Below are 16,365 nucleotides of genomic sequence, written 5' to 3' on the forward strand. Positions count from 1 at the left end.
CAAGGGAGTCGACGCAGCGCTCCCCTGACCCCGGACCGGCCCCGCGAGAACCGCGGACCGGCGCTGTCAGTGCTCGCGGGTAGATTCGAAATCCGAGGCCGGTGTGCCGCCCCACCAGGGCGGCGGCCGTCCGCCGACCGACGACTTGCAGGAGTGATTCGCGTGGATCGTGTCGCGCTCAGCGGCCTGAAGGCCCGCGGGCACCACGGGGTGTTCCCCAAGGAACGCGAGGAGGGCCAGACCTTCGTCGTGGACCTCGTGCTGGGCCTGGACACCCGCCCGGCCGCGGCCGACGACGACCTGGCGAAGACCGTGCACTACGGCATCGTGGCCGAGGAGGTCGTGGCCGTCGTCGAGGGCGAGCCGGTCAACCTCATCGAGACGCTCGCCGAGCGCATCGCGCAGACCTGCCTGAAGCACGACGGGGTCGAGGAGGTCGAGGTCCGCGTCCACAAGCCGGACGCCCCGATCACCGTCCCCTTCGACGACGTGACCGTCACGATCACCCGGAGCCGAGCATGAGGCCGCCCGCCGACCCGACCGTCCAGCCGGTGCCCGCGTCCGTCGTCGAGAAGGTCGACGCCGCCGACACGACGCTGCACAACCCCCAGTGGGCCGTCCTGTCCCTGGGCTCCAACCTGGGCAACCGCCTGGAGACCCTGCAGGGCGCCGTGGACGCCCTGGAGGACACCCCGGGCGTCCGGATCAAGGCCGTGTCGCCGGTGTACGAGACGGAGCCCTGGGGCGTCGACCCGGCGAGCCAGCCGTCGTACTTCAACGCGGTGGTCGTCCTGAAGACGACGCTCCCCCCGTCGTCCCTCCTGGAGCGGGCGCACGCGGTGGAGGAGGCGTTCGACCGGGTGCGCGCGGAGCGCTGGGGCGCGCGCACGCTGGACGTCGACATCGTGACGTACGCGGACGTCGTGGACGACGACCCGAAGCTGACCCTCCCGCACCCGCGCGCGCACGAGCGGGCGTTCGTCCTGGCTCCCTGGTACGACGTCGATCCGGACGCCAAACTGCCCGGCCGCGGCGCGGTCGCGGAGCTGCTCGGCGAGGTCGGCCGGGAAGGTGTCGTCCCCCGGGCGGACCTGGAACTCCACCTGCCCGCGTAGTCGTTAAGGTCGGTGACGACACTGTGTCCGCGGGAGGCTCCCGCGGACCCCGGGGGAGCCGAAGGGACACCGTGAGAGAGCTGCGCATCAGGGTGCTGGCCGGCGTGTTCGCCGTCGCCGCGATCCTGTCCTGGGCGGGCGCCCGCCTCTGGAACTCGCTCGGGACCCTGCCCAGCGTCCCGTTGGCCGCCCCCATCGTGCTGGCCCTGATCGCGGCCGTCCTGCTGGCCACCGCGCTCTCCCTGCGCGCCCGCCTCAGGGCCCAGCGCGAGCGCCGCCCCGGCGCCAAGGGCGTCGACCCCATGATGGCCGCCCGTGCGGTCGTCTTCGGCCAGGCGAGCGCCCTGGTCACCGCCCTCGTCGCCGGCATCTACGGCGGCGTGGGCGTCTTCCTCCTGGAGTCCCTCGACATCCCGGCCCGCCGCGACCAGGCCATCTACGCCGGCTTCTCGGTCCTCGCGGGCCTCGCCGTCATAGGGGCCGCCATCTTCCTGGAACGCGTCTGCCGCCTCCCGGAGGACGACGACCACACGAACGGCAACGGCCAGCCGTCGGCGGCCTGAGGCATCACCGGGGTTGGCGCACCTCGTGCGCCTGAGTCCAGGCGCAGCCGTCACTGACGACCGGCTCAGCGTCCCAGTATCAGGCTCATCGCCTCGGCACGGGTCGTGGCGTCCCGGAGTTGGCCGCGCACCGCCGACGTCGTGGTCTTGGCACCCGGCTTCCGGATGCCCCGCACCGACATGCACATGTGCTCGGCCTCGATGACGACGATCGCCCCCCTCGCATCGAGAATCCGCACGAGGGAGTCGGCCACCTGGGTGGTGAGTCGTTCCTGCACCTGGGGACGGCGGGCGAACACCTCGACGAGGCGGGCCAGTTTCGACAGACCGGTGATCTTGCCGGTCTCCGCCGGGATGTATCCGACGTGGGCCACGCCGTGGAACGGCAGCAGATGATGCTCGCACAGGGAGACGATCTCGATGTCCTTCACCAGGACCATCTCGTCGTGCCCCAGGTCGAACGTCGTCGTCAGCACGTCCTCGGGCTTCTGCCACAGGCCGGCCAGAAGCTCCCGGTAAGCCCGCGCCACCCGCCCCGGCGTCTCCTTCAGCCCCTCCCGGTCCGGGTCCTCGCCGACCGCGATGAGGAGTTCGCGTACGGCGTTCTCGGCGCGTTTCTCGTCGAACTCGCCGATGGTGCCCTCGCCGTCCAGCGTCACGGGGTCGGTCATGTGGCTGCCTCGTTCCTGTGCGGGTCGCGCGTGTGGGTCACGCGCCTGAGCTGCGGGCCTCGGCCCTGCGGCACGGAAAACGCCGCTCCCCCCAGGCTAGATCCTGGGGGGAGCGGCATCCATTTCGGGCCCAGCGTCAGCCGTCCGTGCGGTCCTCGGGGGCCTCGACCGCCGGGGCGGGTTCGGCGACCGTGGCCTTGGCTGTGATCGCCGCGGCCGAGGAGCCGTTGGCGCCGTTCGTCAGGGCGAGCTCCTTGGGGGAGAGCACCGGCGGACGGGTCGACGGGGTACGGCGGGAGGAGCCGGTCCACGCGGGCCGCGCGGGCCGCTTGTGGATCGCGGAGAAGATCTCGGCGATCTCCTCCTTGCCGAGCGTCTCCTTCTCCAGCAGCGCGAGAACGAGGTTGTCGAGGACGTCGCGGTTCTCCACCAGGATTTCCCAGGCTTCGTTATGCGCGTTCTCGATCAGTTTCTTGACCTCTTCGTCCACCAGGGCGGCGACCTCTTCCGAGTAGTCGCGCTGGTGGGACATCTCACGGCCGAGGAAGGGCTCGCTGTTGTCGCCGCCGAACTTGATGGCGCCGAGCCGCTCGGTCATGCCGTACTGGGTGACCATCGCGCGGGCCGTGGCCGTGGCCTTCTCGATGTCGTTCGAGGCGCCCGTGGTCGGGTCGTGGAAGACCAGTTCCTCGGCCGCCCGGCCGCCCAGCATGTAGGCGAGCTGGTCGAGCATCTCGTTACGGGTGGTCGAGTACTTGTCCTCGTCCGGGAGCACCATCGTGTAGCCGAGGGCACGCCCGCGGGACAGGATGGTGATCTTGTGGACGGGGTCGGAGTTCGGGGAAGCCGCCGCGACCAGGGCGTGTCCGCCCTCGTGGTACGCGGTGATCTTCTTCTCCTTGTCCGACATGATCCGGGTCCGCTTCTGCGGGCCCGCGACCACACGGTCGATCGCCTCGTCGAGCATGCTGTTGTCGATGAGCTTCTTGTCGCTGCGGGCGGTGAGCAGGGCGGCCTCGTTGAGGACGTTGCTCAGGTCCGCGCCGGTGAAGCCCGGGGTGCGGCGGGCGACCGCCGCGAGGTCGACGTCGGGCGCGACCGGCTTGCCCTTCTGGTGGACCTTGAGGATCTCCAGACGGCCCTGGAGGTCCGGCGGGTCGACCGCGATCTGCCGGTCGAAGCGGCCCGGGCGCAGGAGCGCCGGGTCGAGGATGTCGGGCCGGTTCGTCGCGGCGATGAGGATCACGCCGCCCTTGACGTCGAAGCCGTCCATCTCGACGAGCAGCTGGTTGAGCGTCTGCTCGCGCTCGTCGTGACCGCCGCCGAGGCCGGCGCCGCGGTGGCGGCCGACCGCGTCGATCTCGTCGACGAAGACGATCGCCGGGGCGTTCGCCTTGGCCTGCTCGAAGAGGTCACGGACCCGGGAGGCGCCGACGCCGACGAACATCTCGACGAAGTCGGAACCCGAGATCGAGTAGAAGGGGACGCCCGCCTCGCCGGCGACGGCGCGCGCGAGGAGCGTCTTGCCGGTGCCGGGACGGCCGTAGAGGAGCACGCCCTTGGGGATCTTGGCGCCGACCGCCTGGAACTTGGCCGGCTCCTGGAGGAACTCCTTGATCTCGTGCAGTTCCTCGACCGCCTCGTCGCACCCCGCGACGTCCGCGAACGTCGTCTTCGGGGTGTCCTTGGTGATGAGCTTCGCCTTCGACTTGCCGAAGTTCATCACCCGGGAGCCGCCGCCCTGCATCTGATTCATCAGGAACAGGAACACGACGACGATGAGGACGAAGGGGAGCAGGGAGAGCAGGATGCCGACGAACGCGTTCTGCTTGGTCGGCGAGACGGTGTACCCGTCGGGGATCTGCTTGTCCTGGTACTTGCTCTGTAGCGTGCCGGCGATGGTCACGCCCTGGTCGCCGATGTAGCTCGCCTGGATCTTCGAGCTGCCCTTGATCTTCTCGCCGGACTTGAGCGTGACCTTGATGGTCTGCTCGTCACCGGTGGTGATCTTGGCCGACTCGACCTTGTTGTCGTTGATCGCCTGGACGACCTGGCCGGTGTCCACCGTCTTGTAGCCGCCGGACGAGCCGACGACCTGCATCAACACGACCACGGCAAGGACGGCCAGCACGATCCACATGACCGGCCCACGGAAGTATCGCTTCACGTCCATCCACACGGAGCGGTGCCGCCCCGTCCCTCCTGCCATAGTGAGTTTGATAAGACAGTTCTTCCGACGGTACCCCAGCCTGGGCGGCCACAGCCGCACTCAGGACCCGGCAGTGCCGTCTGCATGCTCCAACGGCGCGAATCCCGCCGGGGTTCCCGACCGCGCCGTATTCCCGCCGTACGGGTTTCTCAGCCGCCGTAGACGTGCGGCGCGAGCGTACCGACGAACGGCAGGTTGCGGTACTTCTCCGCGTAGTCCAGGCCGTATCCGACGACGAACTCGTTCGGGATGTCGAAGCCGACCCACTCGACGTCGATGGCGACCTTGGCCGCGTCGGGCTTGCGCAGCAGGGTGCACACCTTCAGCGTCTCGGGCTCGCGCGAGCCGAGGTTGGACAGCAGCCACGACAGGGTGAGGCCGGAGTCGATGATGTCCTCGACGATGAGGACGTGCCGGCCCTTGATGTCGGTGTCGAGGTCCTTGAGGATCCGTACGACGCCGGAGGACTGGGTGCCCGCGCCGTACGAGGACACCGCCATCCAGTCCATCGTGACGGGGGTGGACAGCGCGCGCGCGAGGTCGGCCATGACCATCACGGCGCCCTTGAGGACGCCGACGATGAGCAGGTCCTTGCCCGCGTACTCCGCGTCGATCTTCGCGGCCAGCTCGACGAGCTTGGCGTCGATCTCTTCTTTGGTGATGAGCACCTGCTGGAGGTCGGCACCCATATCTTTCGCGTCCACCCGCATCACTTTCGGTCGGTCGTCCCGCATGTCCGGCTCGCCGGCGGAGTCTGTCCCGGTGCCCCCTGGGGGGGGCGGCCGGGGTTCAGCCCTGCCGGATGACCAGTCTGCCACCCTGCCGCTGGGCGACGACCTTGCCGGGCAGGTTGATGGCCTTCTGGCCGCGCCAGCCGGTGATGAGCCGGTCGATCTCCTCGATGTGCCGGGCGAACAGGGAGCCGGCCGGGGCGCCCGCCTCGATGGCCGCGGTGCGCAGGATGCGGCGGCGTACGGCGGGTGGCAGGGCGTAGAGCTTGGCGCACTCCAGGAGGCCCGCCGCGTCCCGTACGGACGCCTCGGCCTGGCGGGCCCAGGTGTCGAGGGCGTCGGCGTCGTCCCGGGAGAGCTGGGCGGTGCGGGCGAGCGCCTCGACGACGCCTTTGCCGAGGGCCTTCTCCAGCGCGGGCAGGCCCTCGTGGCGCAGGCGCGAGCGCGTGTAGGCGGGGTCGGCGTTGTGCGGGTCGTCCCAGACGGGCAGCGACTGCACCATGCACGCCTTGCGCGCGGTCTGCCGGTCGAGCTGGAGGAAGGGGCGCCGGTAACGGCCGCCGGCCCCCGAGACCGCGGCCATGCCCGACAGGGAGCGGATCCCGGAGCCGCGCGCGAGCCCCAGCAGGACCGTCTCGGCCTGGTCGTCGCGGGTGTGCCCGAGGAGGACGGCCGAGGCGCCGTGGCGTACGGCGGCGTCGTCCAGGGCGGCGTAGCGGGCGTCGCGGGCGGCGGCTTCCGGGCCGCCCTCGCGGCCGACCGTCACGGTGGCCGACTCGACGGGGTCGAGGCCGAGTTCACGCAGCCGGGAGACGACCTCGCGCGCGCGTTCGGCGGAGCCGGTCTGCAGGCCGTGGTCGACGGTGACGCCGCCCGCGCGCAGGCCGAGGCGGGGGGCTTCGAAGGAGAGGGCCGAGGCGAGCGCCATGGAGTCGGCGCCGCCGGAGCAGGCCACCAGGACCAGCGGTGGGGCGGGGGGCGCGGGGTGGTCGTTCTCGTTCAGGATGTCGTGGAGGACGCGGCGGACCGCCAGGCGTATCGCCGCGACCGCAGGATGGGGACCCATGTCCGGTTCCCTTCATGAAGTTTTCGGGGGGGTGCACCCGAGCCATGTCACTCAGAGTGTGTAGATGGTGACAGAACCGGGCCGTTCCCCGAGCATTGCACGCCTTCCGGTGGCTCACGGTCCCTCGGACGGGTGATTGCTACGGCGTTTCCCTGCCGTCGGCTCACATATCGGCCTTCCGGTGCACGCGCGCGACCCAGTCCGTCGGTTTCGCGATCTCCGCCTTCGTGGGGAGCGTGTTCGGGGACGTCCACACGCGGTTGAAGCCGTCCATGCCGACCTGGTCGACGACCGCGCGCACGAAGCGCTCGCCGTCGCGGTACTGCTTCATCTTGGCGTCCAGCCCGAGCAGCCTGCGCAGCGCGATGTCCAGGCGGGAGGCGCCCTTCGCCCGGCGCTGCTGGAACTTCTCGCGGATCTCGGCGACGGTCGGGACGACCTCGGGGCCCACGCCGTCCATCACGAAGTCGGCGTGCCCCTCCAGGAGTGACATCACCGCCGTCAGCCGGGCCAGGATCTCCCGCTGGGCGGGCGTCTGCACCAGTTCCACCAGCGAGCGTCCGCCGTCGTCCTCCTCGCCCTCGGGGCGGCCCCCCGCGAGCGACTGCGCGGCCTCCCGGATGCGCTCCAGGAACGTCGACGGGTCGACGTCCGTCTCGCCCAGGAACGACTGGATCTCGCCCTCCAGGTGGTCCCGCAGCCAGGGGACCGCCGAGAACTGGGTGCGGTGCGTCTCCTCGTGCAGGCACACCCAGAGCCTGAAGTCGTGCGGGTCCACGTCCAGTTCGCGTTCCACGTGGACGATGTTCGGGGCGACCAGCAGAAGCCTGCCGCCGCCGTTGGAGCCGGCCGGGAGGTCCCTCGTCGCGGGGGCGAAGGTCTCGTACTGGCCCAGGACCCGCGACGACAGGAACGACAGCAGCATGCCCAGTTCGACGCCGGTCACCTTGCCGCCGACCGCGCCCAGGACCGCGCCGCCCGGTGAACTGCCCCTGCGCTCCTGCATCTTGTCGAGCAGCGGGCGCAGGACCTCCCGGAAGCCGGCGACGTTCGCCTTCACCCAGCCGGGGCGGTCCACCACCAGGACGGGGGTGTCGTGCACGTCCTCCGTCCCCATCCGGGTGAATCCCCGGACGTGGCCCTCCGACGCCTTCGCGTACCGCCGCAGTTCCGCGACGATCTTCCGCGCTTCGTCCCGGCTCACCTCCGGGCCGGGACGCACGAGTCGCGTCGCGGTCGCCACCGCGAGATTCCAGTCGACCATCCCGGAAGAAGCACCGATGCTCGTCATGCCGTCAACCGTACGTGAGCGGTCCGACAACGGGCAGGGCGTGGACGCGGCGGGCGGGTGCGGGCGGGCGGGTGCTCAGCCGCAGCCGCAGGCGGCCAGCGCCGACGCCGCCCGGTCCAGGGCCGCCTGGGCCGCGTCCGGGCTGGTCGTGCCGGAGGCCAGGAACGCGAAGGCCAGTTGGCGGCCCTCCCGGTCGACGACCGTTCCCGCCAGGGCGTTCACGCCGGTCAGGGTGCCGGTCTTGGCGCGGACCACGCCCGCCGCGGCGTTCGTGTAGCGGGTGCTCAGGGTGCCGGTGAAGCCGGCGACCGGGAGGCCCGTGAGGACGGGGCGCAGGCCGGGGTGGGCGGGGTTCGCCGAGGCGACCAGGAGGGAGGTCAGGAGGGCCGGGGTGAGGCGGTCGTTCCGGTCGAGGCCGCTTCCGTCCTTGATCGAAACGCCTGCCATGGGGAGCTTCAGCTCCGTCAGCCGGGCCGTGATCGCCTGTCCCGCGCCCGCGAAGTCGGGGCGGACTCCGGTGGCCAGGGCGGTGTGGCGGGCCAGGGCCTCGGCGATGTCGTTGTCGCTGTTGGTGAGCATGCGCTCGACCAGCGTGGACAGGGGCGGGGAGCTGACCGTGGCGAGCGTCTGCGCGCGGGACGTCGCTTTCGAGGGCCCCGGTGCCTTCGTACGGATCCCCTCGGTCTCCAGGAACGCCGCGAACTTGGTCGTCGCGTCCGCCGCCGGGTCCGGTACCCGTTCCACGTCGCCCCGGGTCGAGTCGTCGGGGCGGCCCTCGTCGGCCATGAGGGCGACCACGCGCGCGAGATTGCCGTTCTTGCCGATGGGGTGGAGGTCGGAGCCGGCGTAGAGGGTCGTGTCGTAGGACAGGGTGACGTCGGTGAGGCCGCGCTTCTTGAGGGCGGTGGCCGTGGACTTCGCGAGGGCGCGCAGGTCGGCCCAGCCCTGCGGGTCCGCGCGGGCGGTGAGCGTGGGGTCGCCGCCGCCGACGAGGACGAGTTCCCGTGTGTCGGGTTCGAGGGCCGCGCGGGTGACGAGGCGGTGGTCGGGGCCCATCGCGGAGAGCGCGGCGACGGCGGTGGCGATCTTGGTGGTGGAGGCGGGGGTGAGGGCGGTGCCCGCGCCGGAGCCGTACAGGACCTTGCCGGTGGACACGTCGACGACCGAGGCGGTGCGGCGGACGAGGGCCGGGTCGGACAGGAGGGGGCCGAGAAGGGCCGTGAGGGCCCCTGTGGCGGGCGCGGGGGCCTTGGCGGTCCCGGAGGTGCTCCCGAGGCCCGCGAGGACGGAGAGGGCGCTCGGGGCGGGTTTCGGCGCCTGGGGCGACGTACCGGCGGACCCGGCCGGGCCGCGTCCGTGATCCGCACCACTGAGGGCGACCGCCCGTTCGCGCTCGGCCGTACGCTGGCCGCTGGAGTCCCACGGGCCCGCGACCGTCGCCGCGCCCACGGCCAGCGCCAGCCCGGCACCGGCCGCGCCGGCGGTGTACCGCAGGGTCCGCCTCGGCGACACCTCGGCGGCCTTCGCGAGCCGCGGCCGGACGGCCTTCCCGAGCTTCACGGCGTGCGGGGAGACGGCCCGGGCGACCGGCTTCGCGGCGTCGGCGGCCCTGGCGAGCCCGGGCCGCACCGCCGCGGCCGCCCTGGCCAGCGGCGGACGTACGGTCCCGGCGGCCTTGGCGAGCGGGGAACGGACCGTGCCCACCGCCTTGGCCAGCGGCGGGCGTACCCTCTCGACCGCCTTGCCGAGACGGGGCCGTACGGCGTCCGCGACCTGCTTCAGACGCGGGCGCGCGGCCTGCCACGGTCTCGGCTCCGGCACGATCACCAGCCCCTTTCGCGATCACACATCGGCGTGAGGGACACTTAACCACCCGAAGTATGTGCTGATCATGGAGGAGCCACCGGTGGAGTTCGACGTCACGATCGAGATCCCGAAGGGTTCGCGCAACAAGTACGAGGTGGACCACGAGACCGGTCGGATCCGCCTGGACCGTCGACTCTTCACCTCGACCGCGTACCCGACCGACTACGGATTCGTCGAGAACACCCTCGGCGAGGACGGCGACCCGTTGGACGCCCTCGTCATCCTGGACGAGCCCACGTTCCCGGGCTGCCTCATCAAGTGCCGCGCCATCGGCATGTTCCGCATGACGGACGAGGCCGGCGGCGACGACAAGCTGCTGTGTGTCCCGGCGACCGACCCGCGCGTGGAGCACCTGCGTGACATCCACCACGTGTCGGAGTTCGACCGCCTGGAGATCCAGCACTTCTTCGAGGTCTACAAGGACCTGGAGCCCGGCAAGTCCGTCGAGGGCGCCGACTGGGTCGGCCGTACCGAGGCCGAGGCCGAGATCGAGCGGTCCTACAAGCGCTTCCAGGACGAGGGCGGCCACTGAGCACCCCGGGACTCGTGGTGAAGGGCCGCACGCGTGCGTACGCGTGCGGCCCTTCCGCTTGTCTGTGCGCATACTGAGGCCGAGACGGAAGGTGTCGTTCCAGGGAGCGTTTCTCAGTGTCGGAGTCGGTGGACCGCAAGCCGCGGCCGGACGAGGCGCGCAGTGCGTACGACCCGGAGATCACCTCCGAGTTCGCGCTCCCGGTGGGGCTCGACGCGCCCAGAGCGAGCGAGTCGGAGACGACGTCGGAGTTCGCCGTCCCGGCGGGTCTGGACGCCCCGCAGCCGCCCGGTGAGCCGGAGGGCTCGGCGTTCAGCACACCGCGCGTCTACAGCGCGCAGGACGCGCCGCCCGCGTTCACCCCGGCCGCCGGGACGCCCCTCGTCAGCCTCGTCAAGGACGCTCCCTGGCAGGACCGGATGCGCACGATGCTGCGCATGCCGGTGACCGAGCGGCCCGCGCCGGAGACGCCGCCGAAGGCCTCGGACGACGTCGGACCGGCCGTCCCGCGCGTGCTGGACCTCACCCTGCGTATCGGCGAGCTGCTGCTCGCGGGCGGGGAGGGCGCGGAGGACGTCGAGGCCGCGATGTTCGCGGTCTGCCGGTCGTACGGGCTCGACCGGTGCGAGCCGAACGTCACCTTCACGCTCGTCTCGATCTCGTATCAGCCCTCGCTCGTCGAGGATCCGGTGACCGCGACGCGGATCGTACGGCGCCGGGGAACCGACTACACGCGTCTCTCCGCCGTTTTCCGGCTCGTCGGGGACCTCAGTGACCCCGAGACCCATCTGAGCCTGGAGGAGGCGTACAGGCGCCTCGCGGAGATACGCCGCAACCGGCACCCGTACCCGACCTGGGTGCTGACCTCCGCGAGCGGGCTGCTCGCCGGGGCCGCGTCGGTGCTCGTCGGGGGTGACGCGCTGGTGTTCGTGGCCGCCGCGATCGGGGCCGTCCTCGGGGACCGGCTGGCCTGGCTGCTGGCCGGGCGGGGGCTGCCGGAGTTCTACCAGTTCCTCGTCGCCGCGCTGCCGCCCGCGGCGATCGGCGTCGCCCTCACGCTCGCGCGCGTGGACGTCGCCGCGTCCGCCGTCATCACCGGCGGGCTGTTCGCGCTGCTGCCCGGGCGCGCGCTCGTCGCGGGCGTGCAGGACGGGCTCACCGGGTTCTACATCACCGCCGCAGCGCGTCTGCTGGAGGTCCTGTACTTCTTCGTCGGCATCGTCGTCGGGGTGCTCGCCGTGCTCTACGTCGGCGTCAAACTGGGGGCCCGGCTCAACCCCGACGCCGCGCTCGTCACCGCCGACCGGCCCGGGTGGCAGATCGGCGCGGCGATGATGCTGTCGCTGACCTTCGCGGTGCTGCTCCAGCAGGAGCGGTCGACGGTGCTGGCGGCGACGCTCAACGGGGGTGTCGCGTGGTGCGTGTACGGGGCGATGCAGCACGCCGGGCATCTGTCGGCGGTGGTCTCCACAGCGGCCGCTGCGGGGCTGGTGGGCCTCTTCGGACAGCTCCTCGCGCGCTACCGGTTCACGTCGGCCCTGCCGTACACGACCGCCGCCATCGGGCCCCTGCTGCCGGGCTCCGCGACCTACTTCGGGCTGCTGTCCATCGCACAGCACGACGTGGATCGCGGGCTGGTGGGGCTGTCGAAGGCGGCGGCGCTGGCGATGGCGATCGCCATCGGGGTCAACCTCGGGTCGGAGATCTCGCGGCTGTTCCTGCGCGTGTCCGTGGAGAAGCGGAAGTCCGCGAAGCGCACGCGCGGGTTCTGACCGGTCAGCCCTGCGGGTAGCCGTTCTGCGAGTAGCCCTGCTGCTGGCCCTGCTGGCCGTACGGGTACTGCTGCTGGTTGTTGTCGTAGTGGCCGCCGCTGTACTGCTGCTGACCGCCGTAGTACTGGCCGTTCCCGTTGTCGTACGGCTGCTGCTGCGGGGCGTCCGCCTGCGGGATGCGGCGCAGTTGGGTCGTCGCGTCGTCCATCTGCTGCTGCGGGGCCTGGAACTGCGGCTGCTGCGCGGGCTGTCGGGCCGCCTCGCGCTTCTTCTTCGAGCGCTCGCGCAGGAACTCGATGATGATCGGGACGACCGACAGGAGGACGATCAGGATGAGGATCGACTCGACGTTCGTGCGGATGAACTCGATCTGGCCCAGCCAGTAGCCGGCCAGGGTGACGCCCGTGCCCCAGGCGATGCCGCCGATGATGTTGTACGACAGGAACGTGCGGTACTTCATGCGGCCGGCGCCGGCGACGATCGGCGCGAACGTGCGCACGATCGGCACGAAGCGGGCCAGGACGATCGCCTTCGGGCCGTACTTCTCCATGAACTCGTGCGCCTTGTCCAGGTTCTCCTTCTTGAAGAGCTTGGAGTTCGGGCGGTTGAAGAGTTTCGGGCCGAGGAACTTGCCGATCATGTAGCCGACCTGGTCACCGATGATCGCTGCCGCCACGATCAGCGTGCACACCAGCCACAGGGGCTGGTCGATGTACTTCCCCTGGGCCACGAACAGGCCCGCCGTGAACAGCAGGGAGTCGCCCGGGAGGAAGGCGAACAGGCCCGACTCCGCGAAGACGATCAGCAGGATGCCCGGCAGGGCGAACGTCTCGATCAGATAGTCCGGGCTGAGCCACTCGGGGCCGAGAGCGAGCGTGATCACGGGGATGTGGCTCCTGCTGTGAGGGTACGAAGCTGGCGGGGGCTGGTGACGGGACCGCGGTCCCCAACGTATCAACGCAGCCGCCTGCGGCCAGGTTCCAGGCGGGTACCCAGGATGCACTGTGCGCGCGCTGGGGCAAAGCTGTGGACATGAGTATCGAGGACTACGGCGGCGGGCAGGGACCCCAGCCGGACGTACTGGTCGTGACCACGAACGATGTGCCCGGATATCGGGTGGATCAGGTGATCGGGGAGGTGTTCGGCCTCACGGTCCGCTCCCGGCATCTCGGCAGCCAGATCGGGGCGGGCCTGAAGTCGCTGATCGGCGGCGAACTGAAAGGGCTGACGAAAACGCTCGTCGAGACCCGGAACGAGGCGATGCAGCGACTCATCGAACAGGCACACGCGCGCGGGGCGAACGCCGTGCTCGCGTTCCGCTTCGACGTGACCGAGGCGGCGGACGTCGGGACGGAGGTCTGCGCGTACGGGACGGCGGTGGTGCTCGCGCGCGAGTGAGGTGCGCGGCTAGGACACGTGCCGGGCGGCGTTCTCCCTGATCGCCGCCCTCAGGTGTTCGGCCAGGCCCTCGGCCATCCCGTCGTAGTACGCCTTGAAGCGTTCGTCCGAGACGTACATGTCCGCGAAGCACGTGTGCAGCTCGTGCGGGCAGTCGAAGTACCACCTGGTGATGTGCAGGCGGTGTTCCTCCGCGAGGGACACCGCCTCGTCGCTCTGCGGGGGCGTGCCGGCCGCCAGCAGGGACGTGTAGCGGGACTCCCAGTCGTCCGCCTCCGCCTTCAGGCGCTGCCAGTCCGCCTTCGTGTAGGCGGCGGTGCGGCGGGCGCTCTCCGCGTACGTGTCCGTGCCGCCCCAGCGTTCGGCCGCCTCGTCGGCGTACTGGTCGGGGTCCTTGTCGCCGAAGACCTCGAAACGTTCCTGCGGGGTGAGGTTGATTCCCATCGTGCGTGCCTCCAGGGCTTGTCGGACCGCGGCGGCCATTTTCTGGAGCCGGGTGATGCGGACGTCGAGGAGGTCCCGTTGGCGGCGGAGGTGCTCCGCGGGGTCCGTTTCGGGGTCGTCCAGGAGCGTGGCGATCTCGTCCAGGGGGAAGCCGAGTTCTCTGTAGAACAGGAGGCGCTGGAGGCGGTCCAGGTCGGCTTCCGTGTAGCGGCGGTGGCCGGTCGGGGTGCGGTCGGTCGCGGGGAGGAGGCCGATCGCGTCGTAGTGGTGGAGGGTGCGGACGGTGATGCCGGCGAACTCGGCCACCTGTCCCACGGAGTACGTCACGTCCGGCTCCTGTCTGTTCTCGGTCGCGTTCCACTGTGGCTCCTCACGTTGCGTGAGGTTCAAGTCGCTTTTCGGGAACCGGGCAATCGTGGTGAACGTTCACAGAGCAGACGAGCAGGCAGGAGGCGGACATGGCGTTGCACGAGGGGCCGAGGAAGCACGAGGAGCGGGCGTTGTCGGTGAACCCGTTCTTCGGGGAGGCCGATCCGGTGGGCGGGATGAGCCAGGCGCCGCCCAAGCACCGGCTCGCCGAGGGGCCGATGGCGCCGTCGACCGCGTATCAGCTGGTGCACGACGAGCTGATGCTGGACGGGAACTCACGGCTGAATCTCGCCACGTTCGTGACGACGTGGATGGAGTCGCAGGCCGGTGTGCTGATGGCCGAGTGCCGTGACAAGAACATGATCGACAAGGACGAGTACCCGCGCACGGCCGAGCTGGAGCGGCGGTGCGTGGCGATGCTGGCGGATCTGTGGAACGCGCCGGATCCCTCGGCGGCGGTGGGGTGTTCGACGACCGGGTCGAGCGAGGCGTGCATGCTCGCGGGGATGGCGCTCAAGCGCCGGTGGGCCGCGCGCAACGCCGGCCGGTACCCGGGGGCCGCGCGGCCCAACCTTGTCATGGGGGTGAACGTCCAGGTCTGCTGGGAGAAGTTCTGCAACTTCTGGGAGGTGGAGGCACGGCAGGTGCCCATGGAGGGGGACCGGTTCCATCTCGATCCGCGGGCCGCCGCGGAGTTGTGCGACGAGAACACGATCGGGGTCGTGGGCATCCTGGGGTCCACGTTCGACGGGTCGTACGAGCCGATCGCCGAGCTGTGCGCGGCGCTGGACGCGCTCCAGGAGCGGACCGGGCTCGATGTGCCGGTGCATGTCGACGCGGCGTCGGGCGGGATGGTCGCGCCGTTCCTCGACGAGGAGCTGGTGTGGGACTTCCGGCTGCCCCGGGTGGCGTCGATCAACACGTCCGGGCACAAGTACGGGCTGGTGTATCCGGGGGTGGGGTGGGCGCTGTGGCGGGACAAGGAGGCGTTGCCGGAGGAGCTGGTGTTCCGGGTCAACTACCTCGGGGGCGACATGCCGACGTTCGCGCTGAACTTCTCCCGGCCGGGGGCGCAGGTCGTCGGCCAGTACTACTCGTTCCTGCGGCTCGGGAGGGACGGGTACCGGGCCGTCCAGCAGTCCACGAGGGACGTCGCCCAGGGGCTCGCCGGGCGGATCGAGTCCCTGGACGACTTCCGGCTCCTCACGCGCGGGGACGAACTGCCGGTGTTCGCCTTCACGACCGCCGAGCACGTCACGTCGTACGACGTCTTCGACGTGTCCCGGCGGCTGCGGGAGAGAGGGTGGCTGGTGCCGGCGTACACGTTTCCGGCCAACCGGGAGGACCTGTCCGTGCTGCGGGTCGTCTGCCGGAACGGGTTCTCCCAGGACCTCGCGGAGCTGTTCTTCGAGGACCTGAGCAGCTTGGTGCCGGAGCTGCGCAGGCAGCCGCATCCGCTGACGCGGGACAAGGACGCGGCGACCGGGTTCCACCATTGACGGGCCTACCTCATGCGGCCGAACCTCCGCACTGCCAGCGGGAAGAACACCGCCAGCAACCCCAGTGGCCATGCCACCGCCGTCCACAGGTGCGTCGCCTCCGCGCCCGGCACCCCGTACAGGTCCCGTACCGCCGTCGCCGTCTGGGACAGGGGGTTCCAGTCGACCGCCGTGCCCAGCCAGCCCGGCATCGCCTCCGGGGCGGCCAGGGCGTTGGAGAGGAAGCCGATCGGCCAGACCAGGATCTGGACCGTCTGGACCAACTCCGGCTTGCCGGCGATCAGGGCCAGGTGGATGCCGATCCAGAGCATCGCGAAGCGCAGGAGGAGCAGGAGGGAGAGGGCGGCGAGGAAGGAGGGGGCGTCCGTGTCGGGGCGCCAGCCCAGGGCGAGACCGGCGGCCATCAGGGTCAGCAGGCCGATCGTCGAGCCGAGCATGTCCGCGCAGGCGCGGCCGACCAGGACCGCGCCGTCCGCCATCGGGAGCGAGCGGAAGCGGTCGATGACGCCCTTGTCGAGGTCCCGCGTCACCGCGACCATCGTGTTCTCCAGGCCGAACACCATGGTCAGGGCGAGCATGCCGGGCAGGAGGTAGTCGAGGTACTCACCGCTCACCCCGCGCCCGCCGCCCATGAGGTAGCCGAACATCAGCAGCAGCATCACGGGAAAGAGGAACCCGACGACCAGGCGCCCGGGTTGCCGCGCCCAGTGGGCGAGTTCGCGGCGGGTCATGGTCCAGGAGTCGGTGAGGGCGTGGGTCATACGGCCCTACCTTCTTGAGTGCGTCCCGTGAGTTCGCGACTCTGGGACTGCGCGGGTGGGGCAGGGATGGTTTTCATG

16 protein-coding genes are annotated in these 16,365 nt (G+C 70.8%); 7 read left to right on the forward strand and 9 right to left on the reverse strand.

The features are described 5' to 3' along the window. Positions 1–162 precede the first annotated feature (162 nt). From folB to ACLZOT_RS45705, 3 genes are all read left to right on the forward strand, one after another. On the forward strand, positions 163–522 hold the full coding sequence (gene folB / locus ACLZOT_RS45695; RefSeq protein WP_010351447.1) for a dihydroneopterin aldolase: 360 nt from the start codon (positions 163–165) through the stop codon (positions 520–522). After that, on the forward strand, positions 519–1,115 hold the full coding sequence (folK, locus tag ACLZOT_RS45700; protein WP_416975187.1) for a 2-amino-4-hydroxy-6-hydroxymethyldihydropteridine diphosphokinase: 597 nt from the start codon (positions 519–521) through the stop codon (positions 1,113–1,115). Before folB ends, folK begins: the two co-directional genes overlap by 4 nt. 71 nt (positions 1,116–1,186) lie before the next feature. Then, entirely contained in the window at positions 1,187–1,678 is a 492-nt protein-coding gene (locus ACLZOT_RS45705; RefSeq protein ID WP_416975188.1) for a DUF3180 domain-containing protein, read from the forward strand. 65 nt (positions 1,679–1,743) lie between these two features. Here ACLZOT_RS45705 and folE read toward each other — a convergent pair whose 3' ends face one another. From folE to dacB, 6 genes are all read right to left on the reverse strand, one after another. Then, positions 1,744–2,349: a GTP cyclohydrolase I FolE gene (gene folE, locus ACLZOT_RS45710; RefSeq protein ID WP_416975189.1), complete on the reverse strand. Its 606-nt coding sequence runs from the start codon at positions 2,347–2,349 to the stop codon at positions 1,744–1,746. A gap of 136 nt (positions 2,350–2,485) precedes the next feature. Further along, positions 2,486–4,522 (reverse strand): ATP-dependent zinc metalloprotease FtsH, encoded by a 2,037-nt coding sequence (gene ftsH, locus ACLZOT_RS45715; protein ID WP_416975200.1) that lies wholly within the window; start codon positions 4,520–4,522, stop codon positions 2,486–2,488. Positions 4,523–4,707: 185 nt separating this feature from the next. Beyond that, entirely contained in the window at positions 4,708–5,268 is a 561-nt protein-coding gene (gene hpt, locus ACLZOT_RS45720; RefSeq protein WP_381618474.1) for a hypoxanthine phosphoribosyltransferase, read from the reverse strand. 79 nt (positions 5,269–5,347) lie between these two features. Continuing rightward, positions 5,348–6,355 carry a tRNA lysidine(34) synthetase TilS gene (gene tilS / locus ACLZOT_RS45725; RefSeq protein ID WP_416975190.1) on the reverse strand — a complete coding sequence of 336 codons (1,008 nt, stop codon included), beginning with the start codon at positions 6,353–6,355 and terminating at the stop codon, positions 5,348–5,350. A gap of 163 nt (positions 6,356–6,518) precedes the next feature. Then, complete coding sequence (locus ACLZOT_RS45730; protein ID WP_416975191.1) at positions 6,519–7,646, reverse strand: zinc-dependent metalloprotease; 1,128 nt, start codon at positions 7,644–7,646, stop codon at positions 6,519–6,521. 75 nt (positions 7,647–7,721) lie between these two features. Further along, complete coding sequence (gene dacB, locus ACLZOT_RS45735; protein ID WP_416975192.1) at positions 7,722–9,473, reverse strand: D-alanyl-D-alanine carboxypeptidase/D-alanyl-D-alanine-endopeptidase; 1,752 nt, start codon at positions 9,471–9,473, stop codon at positions 7,722–7,724. Between the two features lie 79 nt (positions 9,474–9,552). Between dacB and ACLZOT_RS45740 the strand changes: the two genes are divergently transcribed. Both ACLZOT_RS45740 and ACLZOT_RS45745 read left to right on the forward strand, forming a co-directional pair. After that, on the forward strand, positions 9,553–10,044 hold the full coding sequence (locus tag ACLZOT_RS45740; RefSeq protein ID WP_010351438.1) for an inorganic diphosphatase: 492 nt from the start codon (positions 9,553–9,555) through the stop codon (positions 10,042–10,044). Positions 10,045–10,160: 116 nt separating this feature from the next. Continuing rightward, positions 10,161–11,816, forward strand: coding sequence for a threonine/serine exporter family protein (locus tag ACLZOT_RS45745; protein ID WP_416975193.1), 1,656 nt, complete (start codon positions 10,161–10,163; stop codon positions 11,814–11,816). Positions 11,817–11,820: 4 nt separating this feature from the next. Here ACLZOT_RS45745 and ACLZOT_RS45750 read toward each other — a convergent pair whose 3' ends face one another. Next, positions 11,821–12,699: a DedA family protein gene (locus ACLZOT_RS45750; RefSeq protein ID WP_416975194.1), complete on the reverse strand. Its 879-nt coding sequence runs from the start codon at positions 12,697–12,699 to the stop codon at positions 11,821–11,823. A gap of 149 nt (positions 12,700–12,848) precedes the next feature. Here ACLZOT_RS45750 and ACLZOT_RS45755 point away from each other — a divergent pair, with 149 nt between their 5' ends. Further along, complete coding sequence (locus ACLZOT_RS45755) at positions 12,849–13,214, forward strand: YbjQ family protein (RefSeq protein WP_055721940.1); 366 nt, start codon at positions 12,849–12,851, stop codon at positions 13,212–13,214. Between the two features lie 9 nt (positions 13,215–13,223). Here ACLZOT_RS45755 and ACLZOT_RS45760 read toward each other — a convergent pair whose 3' ends face one another. Then, positions 13,224–13,985, reverse strand: a complete 762-nt coding sequence (locus ACLZOT_RS45760) for a MerR family transcriptional regulator (protein ID WP_416975195.1) — start codon at positions 13,983–13,985, stop codon at positions 13,224–13,226. A 131-nt stretch (positions 13,986–14,116) separates the two neighbouring features. On the opposite strand from ACLZOT_RS45760, the gene ACLZOT_RS45765 reads away from it, so the two are divergent. After that, positions 14,117–15,526 (forward strand): glutamate decarboxylase, encoded by a 1,410-nt coding sequence (locus ACLZOT_RS45765; protein ID WP_416975196.1) that lies wholly within the window; start codon positions 14,117–14,119, stop codon positions 15,524–15,526. Between the two features lie 5 nt (positions 15,527–15,531). Here ACLZOT_RS45765 and ACLZOT_RS45770 read toward each other — a convergent pair whose 3' ends face one another. After that, positions 15,532–16,287, reverse strand: coding sequence for an ABC transporter permease (locus tag ACLZOT_RS45770; protein WP_416975197.1), 756 nt, complete (start codon positions 16,285–16,287; stop codon positions 15,532–15,534). Positions 16,288–16,365 lie beyond the last annotated feature (78 nt).

Source organism: Streptomyces sp. 4F14, from assembly GCF_048159485.1.
In the GTDB taxonomy this organism is placed as follows: Bacteria; Actinomycetota; Actinomycetes; order Streptomycetales; family Streptomycetaceae; genus Streptomyces.